Raw genomic sequence first — 26,242 nt, forward strand, 5'->3', positions numbered from 1 at the left:
GCCCGGTGCGCTCCCGTCCGGTCGCCAGGCGCCGCCCCCAGCAGGCCCGGCCCCAGACGCGCCGGCGCCGCGACCGCCACCACGACTGGGCGTGGGAGGCGGTCGGGTTCCTCATCTGCGTGGCGATCGCCATGATCGTGTTCTTCTCCATGGCGAGCTTCCAGAGCCCCTGACGGTCACGCCTCCTCGGCGAGGCCCGCCGCGCCGAGCCGGGCCAGCCGCTCGGCGTCGGCGAGGATGTCCAGCGCGACGACCTTGCCGCCGGCGACGGTGAAGGCCATGACCGACAGCGGCCGGCCGTCCCGTACGGTGAGCACGCCCGGCACGCCGTTGACCAGCACCGGCGCGGCGAACTCGGCGAACCTGCGGAACATGAACGCCTGCCTGGCCACGGTGAGCGCCCCGCGCAGCTCGTTCCACGCCCCCGCGACGGGCCCGGAGTCGGTCCTGAGCACGACGTCGGGGTGGAGCACCGCCACGAGCGCGTCGAAGTCGCCGCCCCGCGAGGCCGCCAGGAACGCCTCCACCACCTCCCGCTGCCGCGCCACGTCGGGATCGGGCCGCACGTCGGCGCCCTGCACACGGCGGCGGGCGCGGCTGGCGAGCTGCCGGGTGGCGGCCGGCGTGCGATCGAGGACAGGGGCGATCTCGTCGAACGGCACGGCGAACATGTCGTGCAGCACGAAGGCCAGCCGCTCGGCCGGGTCCAGCGTCTGCAGGACGACGAGCAGCGCGAGCCCCACCGAGTCGGCGAGCAGCGCCTCCTGCTCGGGGTCGGCGCCCTCGGCCCCGGTGATCACGGGGTCGGGCATCCGGATCTCCAGCGGCTCCTCACGGCGGGTCTCGCGCGAACGCAACAGGTTGAGGCACACCCGGCCCACCACGGTCGTGAGCCAGGCGGCCAGGTTCCGCACCTCGCTGGTGTCGGTGCGCTCGAACCTCAGCCAGGTCTCCTGCACCGCGTCGTCGGCCTCGCTGACCGACCCGAGCATCCGGTACGCCACGGCTCGCAGCTGGCCCCGGTGCGCCTCGAACAGATCTTCATGGTCGGCCATCTGTCACATTCCTTCTCCGCGGAGCGTCGTTGTTCTGACATATCCAACCGGGCGACCGCGCTCGTGCCGCCCGCGACCCTGAGGACACCACCATGCACGCACGGATGAAGCACCCCGCCGCCGTCCTGCCCGGCGCCATGCAGGCCCTGCACGCGCTGGGCCGCAGCATCGAGGGCGCCGGTCTGCCGAAGGCGCTGCTCGACCTCGTCTACCTGCGCGCGAGCCAGATCAACGGCTGCGGCGTCTGCCTCGACATGCACGCCCGCGACCTGAAGAAGAACGGCGAGAGCGACGAGCGGATCTGGACGGTGGCCGGCTGGCGGGACGCGCCGTACTACAGCGACGCGGAGCGTGCGGCGCTCGCTCTGACGGAGGCCGTCACCCGGCTGAGCGACCGGCCGGAGGCGGTGAACGACGAGGTGTGGAACGGGGCCGCCGACCACTTCGACGAGACCGAGCTGGCCGCGCTGCTCACCGCCATCGCCACGATCAACGTGTGGAACCGGCTCAACGCCGCCACCCGCCAGGTCGCGGGCGCGTGGAACGGCTGAGCGTCACCCCGACGACAGGATCAGCCCGCTCGTGGGCACCCCCGTCCCTGCGGTGACCAGGACGTTGGTCACGCCCGCGAGCTGGTTGGCCGCGTCGCCCCGCAGCTGGCGGACGGCCTCGGCGATGCCGTTCATCCCGTGGATGTACGCCTCGCCGAGCTGTCCGCCGTGCGGGTTGACCGGCAGGGGCCCGTCCAGGGCGATGCCGCCGTCGCGGACGAAGCCGGGGGCCTCGCCGCGCCCGCAGAAGCCGAGCTCTTCGAGCTGCGTGAGGACGAACGGGGTGAAGTGGTCGTACAGGATGGCCGCCTGGACGTCCGACGGGGACAGTCCCGACATTTCCCACAATTGGCGAGCCACCACTGACATTTCCGGTAAGCCGGTCATGTCGTCGCGGTAGTAGCTCGTCATCATCATCTGCCCCGCCCCCGAGCCCTGGGCGGCGGCCCTGATCAGCGCGGGCGGGCGGCGCAGGTCGCGGGCGCGTTCGGCGGACGTCACCACCAGCGCCACCGCCCCGTCGCTCTCCTGGCAGCAGTCGAGCAGGTGCAGCGGCTCGGCGATCCACCGGGACGCCTGGTGCTCCTCCAGCGTGATCGGCCGCCCGTGGAACCAGGCCGCCGGGTTGGTCGCCGCGTGCCGGCGCATGGTCACGGCCACGCGGCCGAAGTCCTCGGAGGTGGCGCCGTACACGTGCAGGTAGCGCCGGGCGAACATGGCCACCCAGGCGGCCGGGGTGATCAGCCCGTACGGGACGTGCCAGCTCATCTCCAGACCCTGCGAGGTGGGCTCGCCGCTCAGGCCGGCGTTCGGCTGGCCGAAGCGGCGGCCGGAGCGCTCGTTGAAGGCGCGGTAGCAGACGACCGTGCGGGCCAGGCCGGTGGCCACGGCCATGGCCGCGTGCGCGACGGTGCCGCAGGCCGCGCCGCCGCCGTACTCGACGCGGGAGAAGAACGTCAGGTCGCCGACCCCCGTCTCGCGGGCCACGGCGATCTCCTGGTTGGCGTCCTGGCTGTAGGTGACCATGCCGTCCACGTCGGCCGGCGACAGGCCGGCGTCGTCCAGCGCCGCCAGCACGGCCTCGGCGGCCAGCCGCAGCTCGGAGCGTCCCGACTCCTTGCTGAACTCCGTGGCGCCGATGCCCGCGACGGCGGCGCGCCCGCTCAGCACCGTCCGTCCTCCTTCAGCGTGACCGTGCCGGTGGCGTGGTCGCCCAGGCTCACCCGCCCGCGCACCCGCACGGTGACCCGCCCGCCCTCGCGCGAGGTGACCGTCCCGCCGAAGGTGAGCCGGTCCCCCGCGTACGCCGGGACGCCGAGCCGCACGTCGATGCGCTCCACGACGGCCCGCGGCCCCGCCCAGTCGGTGACGAACCGCTGGACGAGCCCCATGGTGGTCAGGATGTTGAGGAAGACGTCCTTCGAGCCCTGGGCGCGGGCGAGGGCGGTGTCGTGGTGCACCGGCGTGAAGTCGCGGGTGGCCAGGGCGGTCGAGATGATCAGCGTGGGCGTGAGGTCGATGGCCAGCTCGGGCAGCGTCTCGGACGTCATGCCTCCTCCGGGGTCCACAGGGGCAGGACGAGCCGGTCGTCCATCGGGCGGAACGTCACACGCAACGGCATGCCGACCTCGACCTCCTCGACGGGGCAGTCCACGACGTTGCCGACGATCCGTACGCCCTCCGGCAGCTCCACCACGCCCACCACGAACGGCGTCTCGCGGCCCGGCACGGGCGGGTGGTGGTGCACGACGTAGCTGTAGAGGGTGCCGCGGCCGGTCGCGACCGCGTGGGTGCGGGCCGTCGAGCGGCAGGCCGGGCACATCGGGCCGGGCGGGTGGCGAAGCGCGCCGCAGTCGCCGCACCGCTGGATGCGCAGCTCCCCCCGTTTCGCGCCCTCCCAGAAGAACGCGGTGTCCTGGTTGACCACGGGCTGCAGCGGATACGGCTGGGCCACCTCGGGCGGGCGGAACTTGAGCACCCGGAAGAGCATCTCGGTGACCGGACGGTCGTCCGCGTCGTACCAGGTGACGTTCCAGGTGGCGAAGAAGCCCACGCCGAGGGCCGTGCGCTTGGGGCCGGCGAGGTCCGTGAAGCGGGTGGCGGGCGTGAGCCGTTCACCGAGGCGGGCGTAGCGGTGGTAGGTCTGCCGGCAGTCGGTCGCCACCACGCCCGTGTAGCCGGCGGCGTCGAGCGCGGCCAGCACGTCGTCGACCGGCGAGCGGTCGCGGGGCGCGTCCATGGTCCACACCTGGGCCATGGCGGGCGGGGCGAGGCCCTGCTCCAGGTAGAGCGGGTTGGCATCGCCCATGGCGGTCAGCCAGTGCCGGATCATGGGGGCGTTCACCGGGTCGGGGCCGGGGGCGCCGCGCACCTCGCCGAGGGCCGCCTGCTTGGCGGCGAGCTCGTGCAGCGTGTCCGTCGGTGTGCCCGTCGGTGTGCCCGTCGGTGTGCCCGTCGGTGTGCCCGTCATCGCGGCGGCCTCGGCAGGTTCAGGCCGAGCATGGCGATCAGTTCCCGCTGCACCTCGTTCACGCCGCCGCCGAACGTCAGCACCAGCCCGCCCTTGGCGCCGCGGTCCATGCGTTCGAGCAGCTCGGCCGTCTCCGGGTCGGATGGGTCGCCGTGGCGGGCCAGGGCGTCGGCGACGATCCGGCCGACCTCCTGCGTGCGTTCCGAGCCGTAGATCTTGGTGGCCGAGGCGTCGGGGGCGCCCAGCCAGCCGAGGTCCATGTTCGCCGCGACCTGCCAGTTGAGCAGCTCGTTCGTGCGGAACGCGGCCCACACGCGGGCGAGCGCCCGGCGCACGTCCGGCTCGCCCTCCAGGCCCGTGCGCCGGGCCCAGGCGAGGAAGCGGTCGTAGGTGTGGCCGAGGCCGCCGGCCGGCCCGAGGGTCACGCGCTCGTGGTTGAGCTGGTTGACGATGAGGTCCCAGCCGCGGTCCACCTCGCCGACCACCATGTCCACCGGGACGCGCACGTCGGAGTAGTACGTCGCGTTCGTGTGGTGGCGGCCGTCCATGGTGATGATCGGGGTCCACGAGAAGCCGGGGTCGTCCGTGGAGACGATCATCATGGTGATGCCCTTGTGCTTCTTCGCCGCGGGGTTCGTGCGGACGGCCAGCCAGATGTGGTCAGCGTGGTGGCCGCCGCTGGTGAAGATCTTCTGGCCGTTGACGACGTAGTGGTCGCCGTCGAGCACCGCGGTCGTCCGCAGCGAGGCCAGGTCGGTGCCCGCCTCGGGCTCGCTGTAGCCGATCGCGAAGTGGCACTCTCCGGCGAGGATGCGCGGCAGGAAGAGGTCCTTCTGCTCCTGGGTGCCGTACTGCATGAGGGTGGGCCCCACGGTCTGCACCGTGATGATCGGGTACGGCACCCCGGCGCGGGCGATCTCGTTGGCGAAGATCTGCTGCTCCAGGGGGCCGTAGCCGCTGCCGCCGTACTCCTTCGGCCAGCCGAGGCCGAGCTTGCCGTCGCGGCCGAGCCGCCGGCAGTGCTCCATGTACGCCTCGCCGAACGGGTCCTGGGCGATCTCGGCCCGCTGCTCGGTGGTGAGGCAGGTCCGGAAGTACGCGCGCAGCTCGTCGCGGAGCCCGCGCTGCTCGGCGGTCAGGTCGATCAGCATCAGACGAGCGCTCCGATCAGGTCGAGCTGGGCGTCGGCGCCGCCGAGCAGGTGCGTCAGGTGCCTGCCCTGGGCGAAGTAGCGGTGCAGCGGGTACGTCACGTCGAGCCCGAGCCCGCCGTGCAGGTGCTGGCAGGTGTAGAGCGCGGTGAACCCCGCACAGGCGTGGTACGCGGCCAGCGCCACGTCCCGCTCGGCCGGCAGTCCCTCCCCCAGCCGCCAGACCGCCGCCCACATGGCCACGTCGAGCACCCGTCCGGCGATGTAGACGTCGGCGACCTGCATGGTCACCGCCTGGAACTCGGCCAGCGCCCGCCCGAACTGCCGGCGCGTCCTGACGTGCGACGTGGTCAGCTCCAGCGCGCCGGCCAGCACGCCGCTCGCCTGGGCGGCGGCCGCGGCCGTGAAGACGCGCACGGTGTCGGCGGCCGCCTCGATCCCGGCCACCCGCTCGGCGGGGGCGTCGTCGAACACCAGCGTGGCGGCGGGCTCCCCCGTGGAGGTGTACTCCTGGACCGTGGACGTCGGCTCCGCCAGAAACAGCCCCTCGTCCGCGGTGACCAGCGTCGCCGCCCCCGGGTACGGCACGGTGACCTTGCGGCCGGTGAGCGTCCAGGCGCCGTCCGCCCAGCGCGCGGCCGTCCGGGGCGGTTCTGCCAGGGCGCGGCCTGGCTCGCGCAGCGCGAGGGTGACCCGGTCGCCGCAGCGGCACTGCTGGTCCAGGTCGCCGTGGCGGGCCAGGGCGAGCGTGCCGGCCAGCGTGGGCAGGGCCGGCACCGGCGCCGCACGGGCGCCCGCCTCGCGCAGCACCACGGCCATCTCGACCGGGCCGAGCCCGGCGCCGCCCGCCTCCTCCGGCACGCACACGCCCAGCAGCCCGGCCTGGCGCAGCCGTTCCTCGTCCGCCTCCTTGGCGAGGACGTCGGCGGCCAGCTTCCTGAGGTCCTGCTGGGTTTCGTCCAGGTTGAAGTCCACGGGTCCTCCAGCAAGCGCTAGGTAAGCCGATTCGGAAACTAGAACAGATTCCAATCTCTGTCCAGCGACGCCCTGCGTCGATAATGCGCGATATATGGCTGTAACGCCGGGGACATGGGCCTATTCGGCTTCTTTGTGACTCGCTGGTAACAAGCCGTGCCTTCGTGAAATCAGATAACGTGTTCTCATGCGTCCCACGCACGCGACCGTCGCCGCGCCCTCCAGCGACATCGAGGCGACCATGGAGAGCCACCCCGCGCAGAGCGTCCGTACGCGCAGCCAGCACCAGCGCCGCAGGCGCATCGTCCAGGCCGCCGCCGCCCTCGCCTCACGCGGCGGGGTCGAGGCCATGCAGATGCGCACGGTCGCCGAGCGCGCGGGCGTGGCGCTCGGCACGCTCTACCGCTACTTCCCGTCCAAGATGGATCTCGTCGTGGCCGTGGTCGGCGAGGAGCTCGACCTGCTGGAGAGCAGCATCGACCGCCGCCCGCCCGGGGCCGTCACCCCGGCGAGCCGTGCGGTCGACGTGCTCATGAGGGCCACCCGCGGGCTCATGCGCGAGCCCGAGCTGGCCGACGCGCTCATCCGGTCGCTGATCATGGCCGACGTCGAGACGCCGTTCGGCGACCGCATGACGGGGCTGCTGCTGCGCGTCTCGGCCGACGGGCTGACGCTGGAGGCCGCGAGCGAGGAGCAGATCGACCTCGCCGGCTCGCTGGCCAGCGTGTGGGTGCAGGAGCTGCTGGAGATGTTGCGCGGGCGGCGCACGTACGACCAGATCCAGCGGCGCATCGAGACCGCCGCCACCCGCCTCTTCGCCGACTTCTGACCGGTTTTTACCCATCGCCGCCTCCTGCCCCCTCGCGTACCGGACGCCCGGCCAGCAGGCTGGAACCCATGAAGACGATGAAGGCGATCAGCCAGGACGCCCTGGGCGGTCCTGAGGTGCTGCGGATGGTCGAGGTGGACAAGCCGGTCCCCGGCCCCACCGAGGTGCTCGTACGCGTGGAGGCCGCCGGCCTCAACCCGACCGACTGGAAGACACGGGCGAGCGGCGGGGTGCTGCCGCTGAGGCCGCCGTTCGTGCTGGGCTGGGACGTCTCGGGCGTGGTGGAGGAGTCCGGCCTGGGGCAGGCGCTCTACCGGCCGGGCGACGAGGTGTTCGGCATGCTGCGCTACCCGCAGGGTCACGGGGCGTTCGCCGAATACGTGACCGCGCCGTCGCGCCACTTCGTGCGCAAGCCGCGCTCCGTCGACCACGTGCACGCCGCCGCGATCCCGCTGGCCGGGCTGACCGCCTGGCAGGCGCTCGTGGACGTGGCCGGGCTGAAGTCGGGCCAGCGGGTGCTCGTCCACGCCGCCGCCGGTGGCGTCGGGCACCTCGCGGTGCAGATCGCCAAGGCGCGCGGTGCCTACGTGATCGGCACGGCCAGCGCGGCCAAGCACGACTTCCTGCGCGGGCTCGGCGCCGACGAGCTGGTGGACTACCGCGAGCAGGACTTCGCCGAGGTCGTCCGCGACGTGGACGTGGTGCTGGAGACGATCGGCGGCGACTACGGGCCGCGCTCGCTGCGGACCATGCGGCCCGGCGGCACGATCGTCTCGCTCGCGATCAGCCTGCTCGACCCGGGCCTGCACGCGCGGGCGCACGAGCTGGGCATCCGGTCGGAGGCCATCCTGGTCGAGCCCGACTACGGCGCGATGCGGGCGCTGGCCGCGCTGGTGGACGCGGGCGCCCTGCGCGCGGAGGTGGCCGCCGCCATGCCGCTCGCGGACGCCGTCAAGGCCCACGAGCTCGGCGAGACCAACCGCACCACCGGCAAGATCGTCCTCACCGTCCCGCACTGATCACCCACACGCGCCCCCGCGCCTGGGCGGTCAGGCGTGGGCCGCGTCCGTTCTGGGGGCGAGGTCCTTCTGGGCCTCGACCTCGGCGAGCCGGTCGGCGAGGGCCGTGCGGACCAGGGCGTAGGCGTCGGAGCCCAGCAGCAGCCGGCGCGGTGGCTCGGCGGCGAGAGCCGCTTCGATCATGGCGGCGACGACCTTCGTCTGGTCGCCGATCAGGTCCGCCGGGTCCACGTCGCCGCGCGCGATGTCGGAGCGGTCGGCGTAGGCCGGCAGCGGGTCGGTGGTCTGGACGGCGTCGTAGAAGGTGTTGGCGATCATGCCGGGCTCGACGAGGACGGTGCGGATGCCGAAGGGCTCCACCTCCGGCGCGAACGCCGCGAAGAACCCCTCGATGCCCCACTTGCTCGCGTGGTAGAGCGAGAAGCCGGGGAACGCGATGTGCGCGCCCATGCTGGAGACCTGCACGATGCGCCCGCCGCCCTGGGCCCTCAGGTGCGGGGTGACGGCGCGAGCCAGGTGGATGCTCGCGGTGAGATTGGTGGCGACGAGGCTTTCGACCTCGGCGTCGGTGTGCTCCTCGGCCGCGCCCATGATGCCGTATCCGGCGTTGGAGACGACCACGTCGATGCGGCCGAGCTCGGCGAACGCGGCGTCGACGACCTCACGGAGCCGGGCGGTGTCGGTGACGTCCAGGGCGCGGCGCCACAGCCGGTCGCCGTACGGCTCGGCCAGATCGTCGAGCTGCTCGGGCCTGCGGGCGGTCGCGGCCACGCGGTCCCCGCGGGCCAGCACCTGCTCGGCCAGCTCACGGCCGAAGCCACGGGACGTGCCGGTGATGAACCAGGTGGTTGCCATCTTCAGTACCTAACTAGTTGGAGAACTTCTTCGGACCATACACTAACCAGATGGGGAACATCCAAACGTCGGGTTCCCGCTCCCCGCCCGATGAGGTCTGGAGGATTTCGTGGCACGCATGACCAAGGCGGAGCAGTCCGCCGCCACCAAGGCGCGACTGCTCGACGCCGCCGTAGAGGAGTTCCAGCAGCACGGGCTGGCGGGAGGCCGTGTCGACCGCATCGCCGAGCGCGCCGGGGTGAACAAGCGGCTGATCTACATCTACTTCGGCGACAAGGAGGGCCTCTTCGACGCCGTCATCGTCCGCGACGTCGAAACGATGATCGACGTCGTCCCGATCACGCAGGACGACCTGCCCGGCTACGCCGTCGCCCTCTACGACTACCTTGAGGCCCACCCCACCGTGGGCCGCCTGCTGACCTGGCGCAACCTCGAAGGCATCAAGGCCTCGGACATCGAGTACGACGCCTACCGCCGCAAGGTCGACGCCGTCGCCCAGGCCCAGGCCACGCTCGCCCCGGGCTCCACGCACGCGCCCGCCGACGTCCTGGCCCTCATTCTGGGCCTCGTGCAGAGCTGGAGCCAGGCCTCCCCCGCCCTGCGCGACCTCGCGGGCGCCGACGACCCGGCCCGCGCCGGACAACGCCGCCACAGCCTCCGCGAAGCCGTGACCCGCCTCATCACCCCGCGTCGCCCCTCAGACTCCTAGCGGCGTCGTTTTCTGTCGGTGGGGGCGGCTATACAGGGGGCTATGAGCGACAAGCCGACGAACGAGGATTTCCTCCGGCAGGCTGATCCCATGCGGCGGGAGTTGCTGGCCCACTGTTACCGCATGATGGGGTCGGTCCACGACGCCGAGGATCTCGTGCAGGAGACCTACCTGCGCGCGTGGCGGGGTTACGAGGGGTTCGAGGGGCGCTCCTCGCTGCGTACGTGGCTCTACCGCATCGCCACCACCGCGTGCCTGACCGCGCTCGACAGCCGCAGCAGACGTCCCCTGCCGACGGGGCTGGGCGCGCCGAGCGAGGAGGCGAGCGCGCCGCTGGTGCAGGATGCCGAGGTGCCGTGGCTGGAGCCGGTGCCCGACACGATGGTGGGCGCGGCCGGCGACGACCCGGCCGCGATCGTGACCTCGCGCGAGAGCATCCGGCTCGCGTTCGTCGCGGCGTTGCAGCACCTGCCGCCCCGGCAGCGCGCGGTGCTGATCCTGCGCGACGTGCTCAAGTGGAAGGCCGCCGAGGTGGCCGAGGCGGTCGGCACGTCCACGGCGGCGGTCAACAGCATCCTGCAGCGGGCTCGCGCCCAGCTCAGCCAGGCCTCCCCGAGCCCCGACGACCCGGTGGAGCCGCTGACGCAGGAGCAGCGCGCGCAGCTCGACCGCTACGTCGCGGCGTTCGAAAACTACGACGTCGACGCCTTCGTCGACCTGTTCACCAAGGACGCCGTCTGGGAGATGCCTCCCTTCGTCGGCTGGTACCAGGGCCCCGAGGCGATCGCCGAGCTCACCAGGACCCACTGCCCGGCCGAACGCGCCGGCGACCTCAAATTCGTCCCCATAGCGGCCAACGGGCAGACGTCTTTCGCCGTCTATTTCCGCGAAGGCGACGCCCACCGACGCTTCGCCATCATGGTGCTCACCTTCACCGGCGCTTTGGTCAGCCACGTGGCCATGTTCTTCGACACCACCCTGTTCGACATCTTCAGCCTCCCCGAAGAGGCCGCCAAGCCCACCGCCCCCTGAGCCCCGAAGCGACTCACCGCGGACCGCGAGACGAACACGACGGAGGCGCACAGCGCCGGGTGAATACGACGCGAGTTGAGGGCCGCACGGGTTGAGGGCCAGCGCGGGTTGCGGGGGCGCGGGTTGAGGGTCGGCGCGGGGTTGAACACGACGTGGGGCGAGGGCAACTCAGAACGGTCGAGGGAGACGAAGAGCTTCACGCACGTCTCGTCTCTCGGGCAGTGCCTGTCCTTCTTCGGACGCCCGACGCTGACGTTGCTCACCGAGGCCAGTTCTGAAAGGGGCCGTACGGGTCCTCGAACTCCAGGCGCAAACCCTCCCCTGGAATCATGAGAGCGCGCGCCGTCTTCTCGTCCCGTCCGATGATCGCGTCGAGCCACGTCCGTACCACCTGCTCCGGCGACGCGTCGGGCGACGGCATCACCACGTGACGCCTCTCGACCTGGCACCCGCATCCGGCCAGTACCACCAGCCCGGCCACGACCGCCGCGGCACGCGCCACGCCACTACGCCAACCCCCTGCGGCAAACCGGCCCCGTAACGTCACAGTCCCCGACTCTAGATCGGCCTCGCGAGGGAACTGTGGGCGTCTGAAGGAGCGCAACGACTGCAGCGTGGGCCGCGAGGAAGCTGCCGGCGACAGGAGAAGCACAACGACCGGAGCGGGGGAAGGCAACGGCAGCCAAGCGACGAACACACCGCACGAAGCGCGGCCACAAGCACACGACGGCAACCAGAGCCACCGAGCCGGCCTTGCGGAGTGAGGCCCAGTAACACGCGAGGCCCAGTAACACGCGAGGGAGCTGCCGGCGCCTGGAGGAGCGGAGCGAGCGGAGCGGGGGAAGGCGACGGCATCCAGGGCGACCGAGCACGCCGCACGGAGTGCGGCCATAAGCACGCGGCCATAAGCACGCGGCCGTAAGCACAGCCTTTCGGGATAAAGTAGAACCCGTTACAGTCACGCCAGAGCATCGTTCTGGAGGTGGCTGTGGGCACACCGGTGATCGTCGAGGCCGTACGTACTCCCATCGGCAAGCGCGCGGGCTGGTTGTCCGGGCTCAAGCCGCAACAGGTTCTGGCCACCGCGTTCGGCGGGCTCGTCCAGCGTTCCGGGATCGAACCTGCGGCCGTCGAGCAGGTCTTCACCGGCTGCGTCACCCAGGCCGGTGAGCAGGGCGGCCACGTCGGGCGGTACGCCTGGCTCTACGCCGGGCTGCCGTACGCGACCGGGGTCACCACGATCGACGCCCAGTGCGGCTCGTCGCAGCAGGCGGTGCATCTGGCGGCGGCGATGATCGCGGCGGGCGCCATCGAGGTCGGCGTCGGCGCCGGGGTCGAGGTCATGAGCCGGGCGCCGCTCGGCAGCAACGTGCTGCCCGCCCAGCCGCGGCCGGACGACTGGAGCATCGACCTGCCCGACCAGTTCACCGCCGCCGAGCGGATCGCGCAGCGGCGCGGGCTGATCCGGGAGCGGCTCGACTGGTTCGGGGCGCGGTCGCAGCGGCTGGCGGCCAAGGCGTGGGCCGACGGGCGGTTCGAACGGGAGATCGTGCCTGTCGGCGACGTCCGCAAGGATCAAGGGCTGCGTGAGACCACCGTCGAGGGCCTGGCCGCGCTCAAGCCGGTGCTGGACGGCGGCCTGCACACCGCCGGCACCTCGTCGCAGATCTCCGACGGCGCGGCGGCCGTGCTGGTGATGAGCGAGGAGGCTGCACGGCGGCACGGGCTGCGCCCGAGGGCGCGGATCCTGGCCCAGGCGCTGGTCGGCTCGGAGCCGTACTACCACCTGGACGGGCCGGTGGACGCGACGGCGAGAGTGCTCGCGCAGGCCGGGATGACGATCGGCGACATCGACAGGTTCGAGGTGAACGAGGCGTTCGCTTCGATCGTCCTGTCGTGGGCGAGCGTGCACGAGCCCGACCTCGACCGGGTGAACGTCAACGGCGGCGCGATCGCGCTCGGCCATCCCGTCGGCGCCACCGGGGCGAGACTGATCACCACGGCGCTGCACGAGCTCGAACGGTCCGACTCGGCCACGGCGCTCGTGACGATGTGCGCCGGCGGGGCGCTGGCCACCGCCACCATCCTGGAACGCGTGAGCTGACCCGGCCCGCGCGAACTCGTACCACGATCGGGGAGCAGATGAAGACCAGGCGCAGGCCGTACGCGGAGCAGCGGCCGCAGGACCTCGGCGGCGGAGTGTGGAGCGTGCCGGTGCCGATTCCCGGCAATCCGCTCGGCTACACGCTCGTCTACGCCGTCGAGTCGCCGGGAGGGCCGGTGCTGGTGGACGCCGGGTGGAACCATCCGGACGCCTGGGAGGCGCTGAGCGGTGGCCTGGGCTCGCTCGGGTTCGACGTGGCGGGGGTGCGCGGGGTGGTCGTCACCCATTTCCACCCCGACCACGCCGGGCTCGCCGGCCAGGTCAGGGAGGCCTCGGGCGCGTGGATCGCCATGCACGAGAGCGACGCCGAGCTGGTCAGGATGATGAACGCGCACGCCTCCCAGGAGCACGACGCCTTCCAGGCCGACATGTTGCGGCGGGCCGGCGCCGACCCCGGTGAGATGCGGCAAGCGGCGGGCTCCCGTCCCACGCCGCCGGCGGAGCCCGACCGCGAGCTGCGTGACGGCGACCTGGTCGACCTGCCGGGACGCAAGCTGCGCGCCGTGCACACCCCCGGCCACACGCCCGGGCACATCTGCCTGCATCTGGAGGACGCCGACCGGCTGTTCACCGGCGACCACGTCCTGCCCGCCATCACCCCGCACATCGGGATTTATCCGTACGACCGCGACGACGTCGATCCGCTGGGCGACTTCCTGGAGTCGCTGGACCGGGTGGGCGAGCTGGGCGCGATCGACGCCCTTCCCGCCCATGAGTGGATATTTCCGGATGTTGCGGCACGGGCCGAGCAGATCCGCCACCATCACGAGGAGAAACTCGACCGGCTGCACGCCCTCCTCGCCGAACGGGCGGAGCCGCTGACCATCTGGGAGGTCGCCTCGATGATGACCTGGAACAAGCCGTGGGCCGACCTGCCCCCCATGTTGCGGGGCATGGCGGCCGGCGAGGCCGCGGCCCATCTGCGCGCCCTGGAGGCCAGGGGCCGGGCCGCCCGCCTGGCAGGTGTCGATCCGGTCCGCTTCCACGCTCTAGACTCCTAGACATCCGATGTCTAGGGAGAAAAGCGTGGCGGTCACCGATGCGGCCATCGACAAGATCAAGCAGATGATCCTCTCCGGCGAGCTGGCCCCAGGAGACCGGCTGCCGAAGGAGGCCGACCTCGCCGTACGCCTCGGCCTGTCGCGCAACTCGCTGCGCGAGGCCGTGCGCGCCCTGTCGCTGATCAACGTGCTCGACGTGCGCCAGGGCGACGGCACGTACGTCACCAGCCTGGAGCCCGGGCTGCTGCTGGACACCATGTCGTTCGTGCTCGACCTGCACCGCGACGACACGGTGCTGCAGTTCTTCGAGGTCCGCCGCATCCTGGAGCCCGCCGCCACGGCGATGGCGACCAAGCTGATGAGCGACGCCGACATCGACCAGCTGCGGGTGATCCTCGAGTCGTTGCCCGCCGAGCCCACGGTCGAGGAGCTGGTGGCCAACGATCTGGAGTTCCATCACCGCATCGCGCAGGGGTCGGGCAACACCGTGCTCTGCTCGTTCATCGAGAGCCTGGCCGGCCCGACCACGCGGGCCCGGATCTGGCGCGGGCTCACCCAGGAGGGGGCGATGGAGAAGACGCGCGAGCAGCACACCGCGATCTACGAGGCCATCGCCGCCCGCCAGAGCGACGTGGCGCGGTCCTGGGCCACCGTGCACGTGGCGGGCGTGGAGTCGTGGCTGCGCCGGGCGCTGGAGCTCGACTGACATCGGACGAATGCGGCCGGCGTCGCGTAACCGTGGCCCGGCCTCAGATCAGGGACGGCGTCAGCGGGTAGGACCGGTGCCGTGGCCGACAAACTGGAGCGATACCGGAGCAAGCGCGACCCGAAACGTACCCCCGAGCCCGTCCCCGAGGCCGAGTCCACCTCCCCCGACGGGAACGCGTTCGTCATCCAGGAGCACCACGCGCGGTCGCTGCACTGGGACCTGCGCCTGGAGCGCGACGGCGTCCTGGTCTCCTGGGCGGTCCCCAAGGGGCTGCCGGCCGATCCCGAGATCAACCACCTGGCCGTGCACACCGAGGACCACCCCATGGAGTACCTCACCTTCCACGGCGAGATCCCGAAGGGCGAGTACGGCGGCGGCACCATGACCGTCTGGGACACCGGCACGTACCGGACGGAGAAGTGGTCGGACAGCGAGGTCAAGGTCGTCCTGAACGGCCGGCGCGCCTCCGGCCGGTTCGTGCTCTTCAGGACGCGCGGCGACAACTGGATGATCCACCGCATGGGCTCGGCGGTACGCGACCCGTTCCCCGAGGTGGCGCCCATGCTGCCGGTCGAACGCGCCCGTCCCCCGAAGGACGTCTCCGCCTACGCCTTCGAGTTCGCCTGGGGAGGGCGCCGCCTGCTGGTCCCCATCGACGGCGGCCGTACGGACGCCGCCAGGGAGCACCCGTGGCTGCGGGGCCTCGCGGCGTCGTTCGGCAGCCGGACGGCCGTGCTGGACGGCGAGGTGGCCACGCTCGGGCGCGCGGAGATCCTCGTCTTCTACGACCTGCTCTACGACGACGGGCGGTCGCTGGTCGAGGAGCCGTACACCGCCCGCCGCGCGGCCCTGGAGGCGCTCGACCTGAACGGCGCCCACTGGCAGACCGCCCCGTCGTGGCCGGGCGAGGCGGGCCCCGTGCGCGAGGCCGCCCGCGGCCAGGGCCTGCCCGGCGTCGTCGCCAAACGCCTCGACTCGCCGTACGAGCCCGGCCCCTCGTCGTCCTGGCTCTACATCCCCTCCTGAGCGCTCTTCGGGAGCAGGCCGGCGGCGATGAGGTCGTCCCAGAGGTCGTCGGGGACGGGGCGGGACCACAGGGCGGCGTTGGCCGTGACCTCCTCCGGGGCGCGGGCGCCCACGACGATCGTGGCGACGGCCGGGTGGCGCAGCGGGAACGCCATGGCCGCCTGCGGCAGCGTGACCCCGTGGCGGTCGCAGACCTCGGCGATCCGGCGCGCCCGCTCCACCAGCGGGGACGGCGCCGGTTGGTAGTCGAAGGTGCCCGACGGCTCCGGCGTGGCGAGGATGCCGCTGTTGAACACCCCGGCCGCCATCACCCGGACGCCGCGCCGGCAGCATTCGTCGAGGAGCGGCAGGCCCGACTGGTCGAGCAGCGTGTAGCGGCCCGCCAGCATGACCACGTCGACGTCGGTCTCGCGGACGAAGCGCAGCGGCGCCTCCCACTGGTTCATGCCGACGCCGATGGCCCGCACCACGCCCTCGTCGCGCAGCTCGGCCAGCGCCGGGTACGCCTCAGCGATGGCCTGCTCCACGTGGTCGTCGGGGTCGTGGATGAGCGCGATGTGCACGGCCGGGAGCCCGAGGCGTTCGAGGGAGTCGTCCAGCGACCTGCGCACGCCGTCGCCGGAGAAGTCCCACACCCGCCGCAGCCCGGCGGACACGGCGAAGTGGTCGTCGTCGGGCGCGTCACCTGCGTCGGTGGGCACCAGCAGGCGGCCGACCTTGGTGGACAGCACGTAGCCCGAGCGGCCGGCCAGCGCCGACCCGACGCGGCGTTCGGACAGGCCGAGCCCGTAGTGGGGCGCGGTGTCGTACAGGCGCACCCCGCTCTCCCAGGCGGCGTCGAGGGTGGCGCGCGCCTGCTCGTCCGGGACGGTGTCGAACAGGTTGCCGAGCGGGGCGCCGCCGAGCCCGTGGCGTGGCAGCTCGACGTTGAGGTTCTTGGTCAATCTTGTGCCTTTCCGCCCGCTATCCGGCTGATCATCAGGGCGACCAGGATGATCGAGCCGTAGATGACCGGCTGCCAGAAGCCGGAGACGCCGATGAGGGTGAGGATGTTCTGGACCAGGCCGATCACCAGCACGCCGGTGAGCGCGCCGAGGATCGTCCCCTTGCCGCCGTCCATGCTGACGCCGCCGATGACGGCCGCGGCGAACACCATGAAGATCCAGCCGACGCCCATGTTGTTGCCGATGGCCCCGAGGCGCCCGGTCTCGAGGATGCCGGCCAGCGCGGCGAGCATACCTCCCATGATGAACACGCCGTAGAGCACGCGGTCGACCCGGATGCCCGCGGCGCGGGCGGCGTCGGCGTTGCCGCCGATGGCGTAGAGCGCGCGGCCGAGCCTGAGGTAGCCGAGCCCGAAGATGCCCGCGGCGAACAGCACCCCGGCGATCCACACGGCGGCGGGCAGGCCGAGCCACACGGCGCTGCCGAGGTAGAGGATCGAATCGGGGAGCTGGAACAGCGTCTTGCCCTCGGTGGGTCCCTGCAGGAAGCCGTGCACGATGATCAGCATGGCCAGCGTCACGATGAACGCCGACAGCTGGAACCTGACGATGAGGAAACCGTTGAACGCCCCGATGGCCGCGCCGATGAGCAGCGCGAGCGGGATCACCAGCACGCCGGGCAGCCCGATGCCGAAGCCGCCCGCCGCCACCGGGACCACCAGCATCACCGCGATGGCCGGTGCGGTGCCGACCGTCGACTCCAGCGACAGGTCGAACTTCCCGGCGATCAGGATCATCGCCTCGGCGAGCACGAGCAGCGAGATCGCCGACTGCTGCTGGAGCACGTTCGTCAGGTTGCCCGCCGTCAGGAACGTCGGATCGAGGACCGCTCCCACGATCAGCAGGAGGAGGATCACCGGCACGAGGGTCAGGTCACGGAACCTGGCCAGCCGCACCCGGGGGGACGGTGCAGTCAAAGTGGTCAATCTTCTATGCCTTCCATCACGGCCACGAGCTCGTGGTCGGTCCAGCCGCGCGGCATGTCCTTGACGACCCTGCCGTGGAACATCACCAGCACCCGGTCACAGATCCGCAGGTCGTCGAGCTCGTCGGAGACCACGACGGCGCCCGCTCCGCGCTCGACCGCGTCCTCGACGGCGCCGAGCAGCGCCTGCTTGGCCTTGACGTCGACGCCCGCGGTGGGGTTGATCACGACCAGCGCTCTGGGGTCGTCGACGAGCGCCCGGGCGAACACGACCTTCTGCGCGTTGCCCCCGGACAGGTCGCCGACCGGCTGGTCGGGGCCTTCGGTCTTGATGTCGAGCGCGCCGATCATCTCTTCGGCCTTGGCCCGCCGCAGTCGCGGGAACACGACGCCGTAGCGGCCCAGCTTGCGGGCGATGGGGAACGTGGCGTTCTCGCCGACCGACAACAAGGGGACGAACCCCTCGTGATGGCGGTCTTCCGGGACGAACCCCAGCCCGGCCCGCATCGCCGCGGTCACATCGCCGGGCCTGACCCGGGTGCCGTTGACGGTGACCGTGCCGGCGTCGGGCCTGCGCAGCCCGGCCAGGGTCTCGGCGACGCTCACCTTGCCGCTGCCGGCCGAGCCGGCCAGGCCGACGACCTCGCCCGACCGTACGGAGACGTCGACGCCGGTGTAGCGGCCGGCCAGCGTGAGGCCCTCGCCCGACAGCACCACGTCGTCGCCGGGGGTGTGGAGGCGGGCCTCGTACGCCGTGGTGGCCTCCCCGGTCATCGCGGCGACCAACTCGTCGTGCGGCAGGTCGGCGACCGGCCTGGTCATGATGTGCCGGGCGTCGCGGAAGACCGTGACGCTCTGGCAGACCTCGTAGACCTCGTCGAGATGGTGGGAGATGTACATCATCGTGACGCCCTGCTCACGCAACGAGCGCATGCGCGTGAACAGCCGCTCGATGGCCGGGCCGTCGAGCCGGGCGGTCGGCTCGTCGAGGATGATGAACCGGGCGCCGAACGACAACGCCCGGGCGATCTCCACGAGCTGGCGCTGCTCCACGCCGAGGTCTCCGGCCAGCGCCCGCGGATCGACGTCGACCTCGTACGTGTCGAGCAGCTCGCGGGCCCGGACCTGGAGCGCCCGCCAGTTGATCAACGTGCCGCCGGACGACTGGCGGTTGAGGAAGAGGTTCTCGGCGACCGTGAGCGCGGGGATGATCGTGGACTTCTGGTAGACGCAGGCGACGCGCTGCCGCCAGGCGTCGCGGTCGGCGAGGGCGGGCGCCGGCTCGCCCGCGAACAGCACCTCGCCCTCGTCCGCCCCCTGGAGGCCGGTGAGGATCGAGACCAGGGTGGACTTGCCGGCGCCGTTCCTGCCGACGAGCGCGTGGGTCTCGCCCTCGGTGATCGCGATCCGCGCGCCGTCGAGCGCGATGGTCGGGCCGAAACGTTTGACGACATTTCGGGCTTCAACGTGAAATTTCATTACTTGACCTGGTTGCCCCAGAGGGCTTGGTCGTCCACGTTCTCCTTCGTCACGAGCGGCGCCGGGAGCTGGTCCTCCAGGCCGTTCGGCAGCTGGATGATCGTGCTGCCGTGGTCGGTCGGACCGGGCTTGAACGTCTTGCCCTCGGCCGCGGCCTTGGCGTAGAAGAGGGCGTACCTCGCGTAGAGGTCGGCCGGCTGCGACACCGTGGCGTCGATGTCGCCCTTGCGGATCGCCTCGAACTCCTGCGGGATGCCGTCGTTCGAGATCACGAAGATGTGCTTGGGGTCGCTCGGCGGCACGAGCAGGCCCTTCTGCTTGAGCACCTGCAGCGTCGGAGCCAGGTGCACGCCGCCCGCGTGCATGTAGATCCCCTTGATGTCGGGGTTCTGCTCCAGGCGGGTCTGGAGCATGGAGGCCGCCTTGCTGCCCTCCCACTCCGTCGGCTCGCTGAACACCGTGATGCCGGGGAACTTCGTCTTCATGCACTCCAGGAACGCCTCGGACCGGTCACGGCCGTTGATCGAGCTGAGCGCGCCCTGGAGCTGCACGACCTTGCCCTCGCCGCCCAGCTGCTCGCCGAGGAACTCGCACGCCTTGGTGCCGTACGCGCGGTTGTCCGCGCGTACGACCATGTAGACCTTGCCCTTGTCGGGGCGGGTGTCGACGGTCACGACCGGGATCTTCTTGTTCTCCAGCTGCTGGAGGGTGTTGGCGACGGCGCCGGTGTCCTGCGGCGCCATGACGATCACCTTGGCTCCCTGGCCGACCAGCGCCTGCACGTTGTTGACGAGCTTGCTCACGTCGTTCTGTGAGTTGGTGGCCGGCATGAGGTCGACCTTGAGCTCGTCGGCCATCTGCGGGACGTAGTTGATGTAGGAGTTCCAGAAGTCGGAGTCGGCCCTCGGATGATCGATGCCGATCCTCGTGCTGGCGCCTCCTCCTTCCGTCGACGTTCCTGAGCCACACGCGGTGAGCGCCACGAGGGCGGCCACCGCGACCACCGGTCCGAACTTCATGGGGGGTGTTCCTTCCTTAGTGGGATGGCCGGAGCCGCAGCCCCTGCATGCCACCGTCGACCGCGAGGGCGGTGCCGGTGGTCGCGCCGGCTTCGGGGCCGGCCAGGTAGGCGATCGCCGCGGCGACCTCCTCCGCGCTGACCAGGCGGCCCATCGGCTGCCTGGCGTTCAGTGCCGCCCGCTCCGCCTCGGGGTCGTCGGCCGCATCCAGCAGCCTGCCCACCCACGGGGTGTCGGCGGTGCCCGGGTTGACGCAGTTGACCCGGATGCCCTCTCGGATGTGGTCGGCGGCCATCGCGAGGGTCAGCGACAACACCGCGCCCTTGGTGGCGCTGTAGAGCGCCCGCTGCGGTAGCCCGGCGGTCGCCGCGACCGAGCAGGTGTTGACGATCGAGGCGTGCTCCGACCTGCGCAGGTACGGCAGCGCCGCCCGCGTCACCCGCACCATGCCGACCACGTTGACGTCGTACACCCGGTGCCACTCGCTGTCGGGGTTGTCCTCGACGGTGCCCTGCGCCCCGATGCCGGCGTTGTTGACCAGCACGTCGAGGCCGCCCAGCCGCTCGGCCGCCTCGGCCACCGCAGCCCGCACCCCGGCGTCGTCGGTGACGTCGCACTTGATCCCGACGAACGGCTCGCCGGGCGGGTTGAGGTCGAGGCAGGCGACCTTCATGCCGCGGGCGGCGAGGGCGTGCGCGGCGGCCAGGCCGATGCCGGAGCCGCCACCGGTGACGAGGGCCTTCAGTTGCTGTGTCATGCGGTCCTCCAGACCTCACCGTCGGGGAAGGTGTGGGCGGCGATCGACTCCGCGTGCATCTGCGCGCTGAAGCCCGGCGCGGACGGAGCGGCATAGCGGCCGGCGCGGATGACGACCGGGTCGACGAAGTGCTCGTGGAGGTGGTCGACGTACTCGATGACGCGGCCGTCCATGGTGCCGGTGACCGCCACGTAGTCGAACATCGACAGGTGCTGCACCAGCTCGCACAACCCGACGCCGCCCGCGTGCGGGCACACCGGCACGCCGAACTTGGCCGCGAGCAGCAGGATCGCGAGGTTCTCGTTGACCCCGCCGACGCGGGCGGAGTCGATCTGCAGGTAGGAGAGGGCCTCGGCCTGCAGCAGCTGCTTGAACACGATGCGGTTCTGGACGTGCTCGCCGGTGGCGACCGGGATCGGCGCGATGCCCCGGGCGATGGCGGCGTGGCCGAGCACGTCGTCGGGGCTGGTCGGCTCCTCGATCCAGTGCGGGTCGAACTCGCGCAGCGCGTTCACCCACTCGATGGCCGAGCCGACGTCCCAGCGCTGGTTGGCGTCGATCGCGATCGGGAAGCCGGGCCCGCAGACCTCGCGGGCCACCCGCAGGCGCCGGCGGTCGTCGTCGAGGTCGGCGCCGACCTTGAGCTTGATCTGCCCGAAGCCCTGCTCCAGCGCCTCCTTGCAGAGGCGGCGCAGCTTCTCGTCGTCGTAGCCGAGCCAGCCAGGGGAGGTGGTGTAGGCGGGGTAGCCGTGCTCGATGAGGTAGGCGATCCGCTCCTGCTTCCCCTTTTCCTGACTTTTCAGGATCTGGAGGGCTTCGTCCTTCGTGAGTGCGTCGCTCAGGTAGCGGAAGTCGATGAGCTCGACGATCTCCTCAGGCGACATCTCGGACAGCAGCCGCCACAACGGCTTGCCCGCGCGCTTGGCCTTGAGGTCCCACAGGGCATTGACCACGGCGGAGATCGCCATGTGCATGACGCCCTTCTCCGGGCCCAGCCAGCGCAGCTGCGAGTCGTTGACCATGTCGAGATAGAGGGCGCCGAGGTCTTCGACGTCCTTGCCCACCACGTACGGCTCCAGCGCGCTGATGGCCGCCGTCTGGACGTCGTTGCCGCGCCCGATCGTGAACGCGAACCCGTGCCCCTCGTGGCCGTCGTCGGTCCTGAGCACGACGTAGGCGGCGGAGTAGTCGGGGTCGGGGTTCATCGCGTCGGAGCCGTCGAGCTCCCGGGACGTCGGGAAACGCACGTCGTGCGTCTCCATCCCGACGATCCGGTACGCGCTCATGCCTGCCCCACCTTCTGGCGCTGGCGCCCCAGCCCGCCGATCTCGAGCTCCACCACGTCGCCGGCCCGGAGGTACGGCTGGCCGGGCATGCCCATGGCCACGCCGGCCGGGGTGCCGGTGTTGATCACGTCGCCCGGCTCCAGCACCATGAACCGGCTCAGGTAGCGCACGACCTCGGCGACATCGAAGATCATGTCCTTGGTGGTGCCGTCCTGGCGCGGCTCGCCGTTGACCCACAGGCGCAGCGGCAGGTCCTGCGGGTCGCCGACCTCGTCGGGCGTCACCAGCCAGGGCCCGAGCGGGTTGAACGTCTCGCACGACTTGCCCTTGTCCCACTGGCCGCCGCGCTCCAGCTGGAACTCGCGCTCGGAGACGTCGTTGGCGACGGCGTAGCCCGCGATGACACCGAGCGCCTCCTCCCGGCTGCCGAGGTAGCGCGCCTCCTTGCCGATGACGACGGCGAGCTCGACCTCCCAGTCGGTCTTCACACTGCCCTTGGGGATGAGCACGTCGTCGTACGGGCCGACCATCGTGTTGCTGGCCTTCATGAACACGACCGGCTCGGCGGGCACCTCGGCCCCCGACTCAGCGGCGTGGTCACGGTAGTTGAGCCCGATGCAGACGATCTTCCCGGGGCGCGCGATCGGGGCGCCGATCCGCAGCCCCTCCGCGTCGACGACGGGCAGAGCGCCGCGCTGGAGCGCCTCGCGGACGCGCTCGACTCCCCCGGAAGCGAGGAAAGCCCCGTCGATCTCAGGCTCACCGATGTCGCGCAGGGCTCCGGCGGCGTCCATCACCACCGGCCGCTCGTGTCCGACAGGTCCTACTCGCAGCAGCTTCACACCGCATCCTTCTCTGATACATCGGATGTCTCTGCCCCTGATGCTCGTGCGGCGAGGCGGAGCGTGTCAAGGGTGCCGAGGGGGATACGTCCGATCCGTGACCTCGGAAAACTCCTATGGCCGATGATTCGGGCAGGTGGGGCCGATCGACCGGGCCGATGAGTGCGTTCACACGGCCGAAACGTCGCCCACCAAAACGTCGGACGACAAACCGCGCGTGCTCCGGCACCTCGTCGCGGCAGGCAGAACGCCCTTACGCACGCCATACCCCGCCTACGGCAAGATCAGGAACGAGCTCGTGCCGTCCTTGACGGCCGTACAGCAACGTAATAGAACACGTTTCAGTACACCTGACCAAGCGCTTGATCATCAGAGGTGAAACCGCGTGCACATCGACCTCGTCGACCGGGACGTATACGCGACCGGTGGACCGCCCCACGACCAGCTCGCCTGGCTGCGCGCGAACTCGCCCGTCCACTGGCACGAGGGCGAGCCCGGCTTCTGGGCCGTGACCCGCTACGAGGATGTCGTGCACGTCTCACGGCACTCCGATCTCTTCTCCTCCGCCCGCAGGCTCGCGCTCTTCGACGAGGTCGGCGAGGAGCAGCTCGCCATGCAGCGGCTCATGATGCTCAACCAGGACCCGCCGGAGCACACGCGGCGGCGCTCCCTGGTCAACCGGGGCTTCACCCCACGCGCGATGAACGCCCTCGAACAGCACATCCGCGACATCTGCGATGACCTCCTCGACAATCTGAGCGGCGAGGTCGACTTCGTCACCGAGGTCGCCGCGCCCCTGCCCCTCTATGTGATCTGCGAACTCCTCGGCGCTCCGGTGACCGACCGCGACAAGGTGTTCTCCTGGTCGAACCGCATGATCGGCAGCCAGGACCCCGACTACGCCTCCTCTCCCGAGGAGGGCTCGGGAGCCGCCATGGAGCTCTACGCGTACGCCAACGAGCTCGCCGTCCAGCGCCGCGCGAACCCGCGCAACGACATCGTCACCAAGCTCCTCCAGCCCGACGAGAACGGCGAGACCCTCGACGAGAACGAGTTCAACCTCTTCGTCCTCCTCCTCGCCGTGGCCGGCAACGAGACGACCCGCAACGCGGCCTCGGGCGGGATGCTCGCCCTCTTCGAGCACCCCGAGCAGTGGGACCGTCTGGCCGCCGATCCCACCATGGCCTCCACGGCCGCCGACGAGATCGTCCGCTGGGTGTCACCGGTCAACCTGTTCCGCCGTACGTCGACGTGCGACCAGGTGCTCGGCGGCCAGGAGATCAAGGCCGACGACAAGGTGGTCGTCTTCTACTCCTCCGCCAACCGCGACACCTCCGTCTTCCCGGACGCCGACGTCTTCGACATCGGCCGCGACCCGAACCCGCACATCGGCTTCGGCGGGGGCGGCGCCCACTTCTGCCTCGGCAACCACCTGGCCAAGCTCGAACTGCGCGTGCTGTTCGAGCAACTGGCCCGCCGCTACCCCCGCCTCCGCCAGACGGGCGAGGCGAGAAGGCTCCGCTCGAACTTCATCAACGGCATCAAGGAGCTCCCGGTCTCCATCAACTGACCCCGGCCCGCACGACCCCCGCCGGTCGCCGAGCCGGCCGGCGGGCAGGCCGACCAGGGCGCCGATGCCGCTACGCCCCCGCTACCGACCGTCGTTCGAGGTGGCGGCGCCACGTCAGATCTCCTGACGGACGTCTGCGCGCCCGCCGGTGCGCTCGGTGACGCCCGGAGGCCGAGGGGAGCCGGATGCTGGGCGGCTCAGCGGTAGCGGGAGCGGCGGCGGGCGGCCCTGATGCGGCGCAGGATGCGGGTGGTGCCCTCCGGGCCGGGTCGCCAGCCGCGTTCGATCAGGGCGCCGGCCACGCAGTGGAGCAGGTCGGCGCCCTGGCCGGGCACGACGTCCCACCGGACGGCGATCACCCGCCAGCCGCGCCGCCGTAGCTCCGCACGCCGGTCGGCGTCGCGCCTGAGGTCGGCGGGCGAGGTGTGGTGCCGGCGCCCGTCGTACTCGACCGCGACCTTGAACTCCTCCCACCCCAGATCGAGGTACGCGCACCGGTCGCCGCCCAGGGCGACCCTGATCTGCGTGGCGGGACGCGGCAGGCCGCCCTCGATGAGGATGACCCGCAGCCGGCTCTCCCGGGGCGACGCGGCCCCGGGGTCGGCGAGGCTGAGGGTGCCGCGCAGCCGCCAGGAGTTGAGCGGCCGGTGCCACAGGGCCGCCAGATCGACCCCTTGACGGGCGAACTGGTCGAGGATCGCCACCGCCTCCATCCGAGGCAGCGCACGGGCGCAGTCGAGGGCCGTGCGTTCCCTGGTGGTGAGCCGGATGCCCTCGTGCTCGGTGACGTCCGCCTCCGGGAGCGGCACGACGTACGTGACGCAGCCCGAGAGCGCGACGTGGCCGGGGGCGACGACCTCCACCGGCCAGTCGGCCTCCGGCACGGGGAGCACCTGGAGGCCCCACACGTGCGCCGCGGTCTGCCGGCAGGCCACGGCCTGCAGGACCGCCCGCGTCACCCGCCGCGTCCGCCGGATCAGCGAGGGCGGCGCGGCCTCTGGGTGGCCTTCGTCCGGTGGCCGCCCGGAGGTGTCGGAACAGAGCCGGAGCGAGGGCTGGGCGGGAAGCGACGGGTTCATGTCCGGGAGAATCCCGCAGCCGGGCGGGACGCGAGACACCCGAACGCGGTTCTGTGGACGACGACCGCTTGTCCACAAGCTTTCCGCGCCGTCCGACCGACTTACGGTAGTCAGGCATGCGCCAGACAGATATCCAGGGGTCTTCCGGTATGTCAGCCATGTCAGGTGCGCTGCCTCCGCTCCACCGATCTGAGCGGGCGGCGGCCGCCGACGAGCCGGTGTCGTGGATGGTGTCCAGCGATGGCGGCGCCGTCGCGGTGGAAAGGCCCCAGGCCGGCCTGGTGTGTCGTTGTGCTGACCTGGCGGAGCGGGGTCGTTGACCCACGTCCCTAGGCGACAGCGGCGGTTTGGGTGAGGCGGTTGTAGGTGAGGAAGACGGCACCGCTGTCGAGCACGGTGTGATCGCTGAGTTTCCAGGCGCGGGGGTCGAAGGTGGCGGTGCGGGAGAACATCGGGATGCCGGCGCCGACGGTCAGTGCGCCCACCTTGAGGATCAGCTGATCGATCTGCTGGTAGAGCGCACCGGCCAGTTCGGCGCCGCCGAGCAGCCAGATGTCCTTACCGTCCTGGCGTTTGAGGTCGCGCACTGTCTGGGCGGGGTCGGTGGCGACCAGCTCGACGGCGGGGTCGGGGCTCTCGGTGAGGGTCCGGGAGAAGACCAGGTGGCGCAGGTGAGGGAAGGCGTCGGTGATGCCGGCCTTCAGTCCGATGTCGTAGCTGCGGCGCCCTTCGAGGA

General features: G+C 71.3%; 26 protein-coding genes. 10 read left to right on the top strand and 16 right to left on the bottom strand.

Going from position 1 to position 26,242, the window contains the following annotated elements:
* Positions 1-176 precede the first annotated feature (176 nt).
* Positions 177-1,055 (bottom strand): RNA polymerase sigma factor SigJ, encoded by an 879-nt coding sequence (gene sigJ / locus C1J01_RS25220; protein WP_111181451.1) that lies wholly within the window; start codon positions 1,053-1,055, stop codon positions 177-179.
* Between the two features lie 92 nt (positions 1,056-1,147).
* Here sigJ and C1J01_RS25225 point away from each other — a divergent pair, with 92 nt between their 5' ends.
* On the top strand, positions 1,148-1,606 hold the full coding sequence (locus C1J01_RS25225; protein ID WP_111181452.1) for a carboxymuconolactone decarboxylase family protein: 459 nt from the start codon (positions 1,148-1,150) through the stop codon (positions 1,604-1,606).
* 3 nt (positions 1,607-1,609) lie between these two features.
* On the opposite strand, the gene C1J01_RS25230 is transcribed toward C1J01_RS25225, so the two are convergent.
* Genes C1J01_RS25230 through C1J01_RS25250 form a run of 5 tightly spaced genes read right to left on the bottom strand, consistent with a single transcriptional unit; the run spans position 1,610 to position 6,201 of the window.
* Positions 1,610-2,773 (bottom strand): lipid-transfer protein, encoded by a 1,164-nt coding sequence (locus C1J01_RS25230; protein WP_111181474.1) that lies wholly within the window; start codon positions 2,771-2,773, stop codon positions 1,610-1,612.
* Positions 2,770-3,156, bottom strand: a complete 387-nt coding sequence (locus C1J01_RS25235; protein WP_111181453.1) for a MaoC/PaaZ C-terminal domain-containing protein — start codon at positions 3,154-3,156, stop codon at positions 2,770-2,772. The genes C1J01_RS25230 and C1J01_RS25235 overlap by 4 nt, the downstream gene beginning before the upstream one ends.
* Positions 3,153-4,076, bottom strand: coding sequence for a bifunctional MaoC family dehydratase N-terminal/OB-fold nucleic acid binding domain-containing protein (locus tag C1J01_RS25240; protein ID WP_111181454.1), 924 nt, complete (start codon positions 4,074-4,076; stop codon positions 3,153-3,155). The genes C1J01_RS25235 and C1J01_RS25240 overlap by 4 nt, the downstream gene beginning before the upstream one ends.
* The gene (locus tag C1J01_RS25245) at positions 4,073-5,227 is read right to left on the bottom strand and encodes an acyl-CoA dehydrogenase family protein (RefSeq protein WP_111181455.1); all 1,155 of its coding nucleotides are present in this window, start codon (positions 5,225-5,227) and stop codon (positions 4,073-4,075) included. Before C1J01_RS25245 ends, C1J01_RS25240 begins: the two co-directional genes overlap by 4 nt.
* The gene (locus C1J01_RS25250) at positions 5,227-6,201 is read right to left on the bottom strand and encodes an acyl-CoA dehydrogenase family protein (RefSeq protein WP_111181456.1); all 975 of its coding nucleotides are present in this window, start codon (positions 6,199-6,201) and stop codon (positions 5,227-5,229) included. The genes C1J01_RS25245 and C1J01_RS25250 overlap by 1 nt, the downstream gene beginning before the upstream one ends.
* Before the next feature lie 241 nt (positions 6,202-6,442).
* On the opposite strand from C1J01_RS25250, the gene C1J01_RS25255 reads away from it, so the two are divergent.
* Together C1J01_RS25255 and C1J01_RS25260 are read left to right on the top strand one after the other, a co-directional pair.
* Positions 6,443-7,030 carry a TetR family transcriptional regulator gene (locus C1J01_RS25255; protein WP_111181475.1) on the top strand — a complete coding sequence of 196 codons (588 nt, stop codon included), beginning with the start codon at positions 6,443-6,445 and terminating at the stop codon, positions 7,028-7,030.
* Between the two features lie 77 nt (positions 7,031-7,107).
* A complete protein-coding gene (locus C1J01_RS25260) occupies positions 7,108-8,049 on the top strand; it encodes an NADP-dependent oxidoreductase (protein ID WP_220040089.1) in 942 nt (313 codons plus the stop codon).
* Positions 8,050-8,079: 30 nt separating this feature from the next.
* Here C1J01_RS25260 and C1J01_RS25265 read toward each other — a convergent pair whose 3' ends face one another.
* The gene (locus C1J01_RS25265; RefSeq protein WP_111181458.1) at positions 8,080-8,904 is read right to left on the bottom strand and encodes an SDR family oxidoreductase; all 825 of its coding nucleotides are present in this window, start codon (positions 8,902-8,904) and stop codon (positions 8,080-8,082) included.
* 118 nt (positions 8,905-9,022) lie between these two features.
* Here C1J01_RS25265 and C1J01_RS25270 point away from each other — a divergent pair, with 118 nt between their 5' ends.
* From C1J01_RS25270 to C1J01_RS25300, 6 genes are all read left to right on the top strand, one after another.
* Positions 9,023-9,613 (top strand): TetR/AcrR family transcriptional regulator, encoded by a 591-nt coding sequence (locus C1J01_RS25270; RefSeq protein WP_111181459.1) that lies wholly within the window; start codon positions 9,023-9,025, stop codon positions 9,611-9,613.
* Positions 9,614-9,655: 42 nt separating this feature from the next.
* A complete protein-coding gene (locus C1J01_RS25275) occupies positions 9,656-10,645 on the top strand; it encodes a sigma-70 family RNA polymerase sigma factor (protein WP_111181460.1) in 990 nt (329 codons plus the stop codon).
* 988 nt (positions 10,646-11,633) lie between these two features.
* Positions 11,634-12,749, top strand: coding sequence for a steroid 3-ketoacyl-CoA thiolase (locus C1J01_RS25285; protein WP_111181462.1), 1,116 nt, complete (start codon positions 11,634-11,636; stop codon positions 12,747-12,749).
* A 38-nt stretch (positions 12,750-12,787) separates the two neighbouring features.
* On the top strand, positions 12,788-13,810 hold the full coding sequence (locus C1J01_RS25290; RefSeq protein WP_111181463.1) for an MBL fold metallo-hydrolase: 1,023 nt from the start codon (positions 12,788-12,790) through the stop codon (positions 13,808-13,810).
* 25 nt (positions 13,811-13,835) lie between these two features.
* On the top strand, positions 13,836-14,516 hold the full coding sequence (locus C1J01_RS25295; protein ID WP_111181464.1) for a FadR/GntR family transcriptional regulator: 681 nt from the start codon (positions 13,836-13,838) through the stop codon (positions 14,514-14,516).
* An 81-nt stretch (positions 14,517-14,597) separates the two neighbouring features.
* Positions 14,598-15,545, top strand: a complete 948-nt coding sequence (locus tag C1J01_RS25300) for a DNA polymerase ligase N-terminal domain-containing protein (RefSeq protein ID WP_111181465.1) — start codon at positions 14,598-14,600, stop codon at positions 15,543-15,545.
* On the opposite strand, the gene C1J01_RS25305 is transcribed toward C1J01_RS25300, so the two are convergent.
* From C1J01_RS25305 to C1J01_RS25335, 7 genes are read right to left on the bottom strand one after another with little or no spacing between them, the layout of a single operon-like run.
* Positions 15,530-16,489 (bottom strand): aldo/keto reductase, encoded by a 960-nt coding sequence (locus C1J01_RS25305; RefSeq protein ID WP_111181466.1) that lies wholly within the window; start codon positions 16,487-16,489, stop codon positions 15,530-15,532. The two genes, C1J01_RS25300 and C1J01_RS25305, sit on opposite strands and share 16 nt — an antisense overlap.
* Positions 16,486-17,466, bottom strand: coding sequence for an ABC transporter permease (locus C1J01_RS25310; RefSeq protein ID WP_111181467.1), 981 nt, complete (start codon positions 17,464-17,466; stop codon positions 16,486-16,488). Before C1J01_RS25310 ends, C1J01_RS25305 begins: the two co-directional genes overlap by 4 nt.
* Before the next feature lie 5 nt (positions 17,467-17,471).
* Positions 17,472-18,953 (bottom strand): sugar ABC transporter ATP-binding protein, encoded by a 1,482-nt coding sequence (locus C1J01_RS25315; RefSeq protein ID WP_111181468.1) that lies wholly within the window; start codon positions 18,951-18,953, stop codon positions 17,472-17,474.
* Entirely contained in the window at positions 18,953-19,972 is a 1,020-nt protein-coding gene (locus C1J01_RS25320) for a sugar ABC transporter substrate-binding protein (RefSeq protein WP_111181469.1), read from the bottom strand. The genes C1J01_RS25315 and C1J01_RS25320 overlap by 1 nt, the downstream gene beginning before the upstream one ends.
* Positions 19,973-19,988: 16 nt before the next feature.
* Positions 19,989-20,729: an SDR family NAD(P)-dependent oxidoreductase gene (locus tag C1J01_RS25325; protein ID WP_111181470.1), complete on the bottom strand. Its 741-nt coding sequence runs from the start codon at positions 20,727-20,729 to the stop codon at positions 19,989-19,991.
* Positions 20,726-22,015, bottom strand: a complete 1,290-nt coding sequence (locus C1J01_RS25330; RefSeq protein WP_111181471.1) for an L-fuconate dehydratase — start codon at positions 22,013-22,015, stop codon at positions 20,726-20,728. The genes C1J01_RS25325 and C1J01_RS25330 overlap by 4 nt, the downstream gene beginning before the upstream one ends.
* Entirely contained in the window at positions 22,012-22,857 is an 846-nt protein-coding gene (locus tag C1J01_RS25335; RefSeq protein ID WP_181448950.1) for a fumarylacetoacetate hydrolase family protein, read from the bottom strand. Before C1J01_RS25335 ends, C1J01_RS25330 begins: the two co-directional genes overlap by 4 nt.
* 385 nt (positions 22,858-23,242) lie before the next feature.
* Here C1J01_RS25335 and C1J01_RS25340 point away from each other — a divergent pair, with 385 nt between their 5' ends.
* Positions 23,243-24,427 carry a cytochrome P450 gene (locus C1J01_RS25340; protein ID WP_111181472.1) on the top strand — a complete coding sequence of 395 codons (1,185 nt, stop codon included), beginning with the start codon at positions 23,243-23,245 and terminating at the stop codon, positions 24,425-24,427.
* 197 nt (positions 24,428-24,624) lie between these two features.
* Here C1J01_RS25340 and C1J01_RS25345 read toward each other — a convergent pair whose 3' ends face one another.
* Both C1J01_RS25345 and C1J01_RS25350 read right to left on the bottom strand, forming a co-directional pair.
* On the bottom strand, positions 24,625-25,506 hold the full coding sequence (locus C1J01_RS25345) for an endonuclease domain-containing protein (protein WP_111181473.1): 882 nt from the start codon (positions 25,504-25,506) through the stop codon (positions 24,625-24,627).
* 329 nt (positions 25,507-25,835) lie between these two features.
* A partial coding sequence (locus C1J01_RS25350) for a dihydrofolate reductase family protein (RefSeq protein WP_181448951.1) occupies positions 25,836-26,242 on the bottom strand: 407 nt, incomplete at its 5' end.

It is taken from the genome of Nonomuraea aridisoli (genome assembly GCF_003236395.1).
GTDB lineage: Bacteria > Actinomycetota > Actinomycetes > Streptosporangiales > Streptosporangiaceae > Nonomuraea > Nonomuraea aridisoli.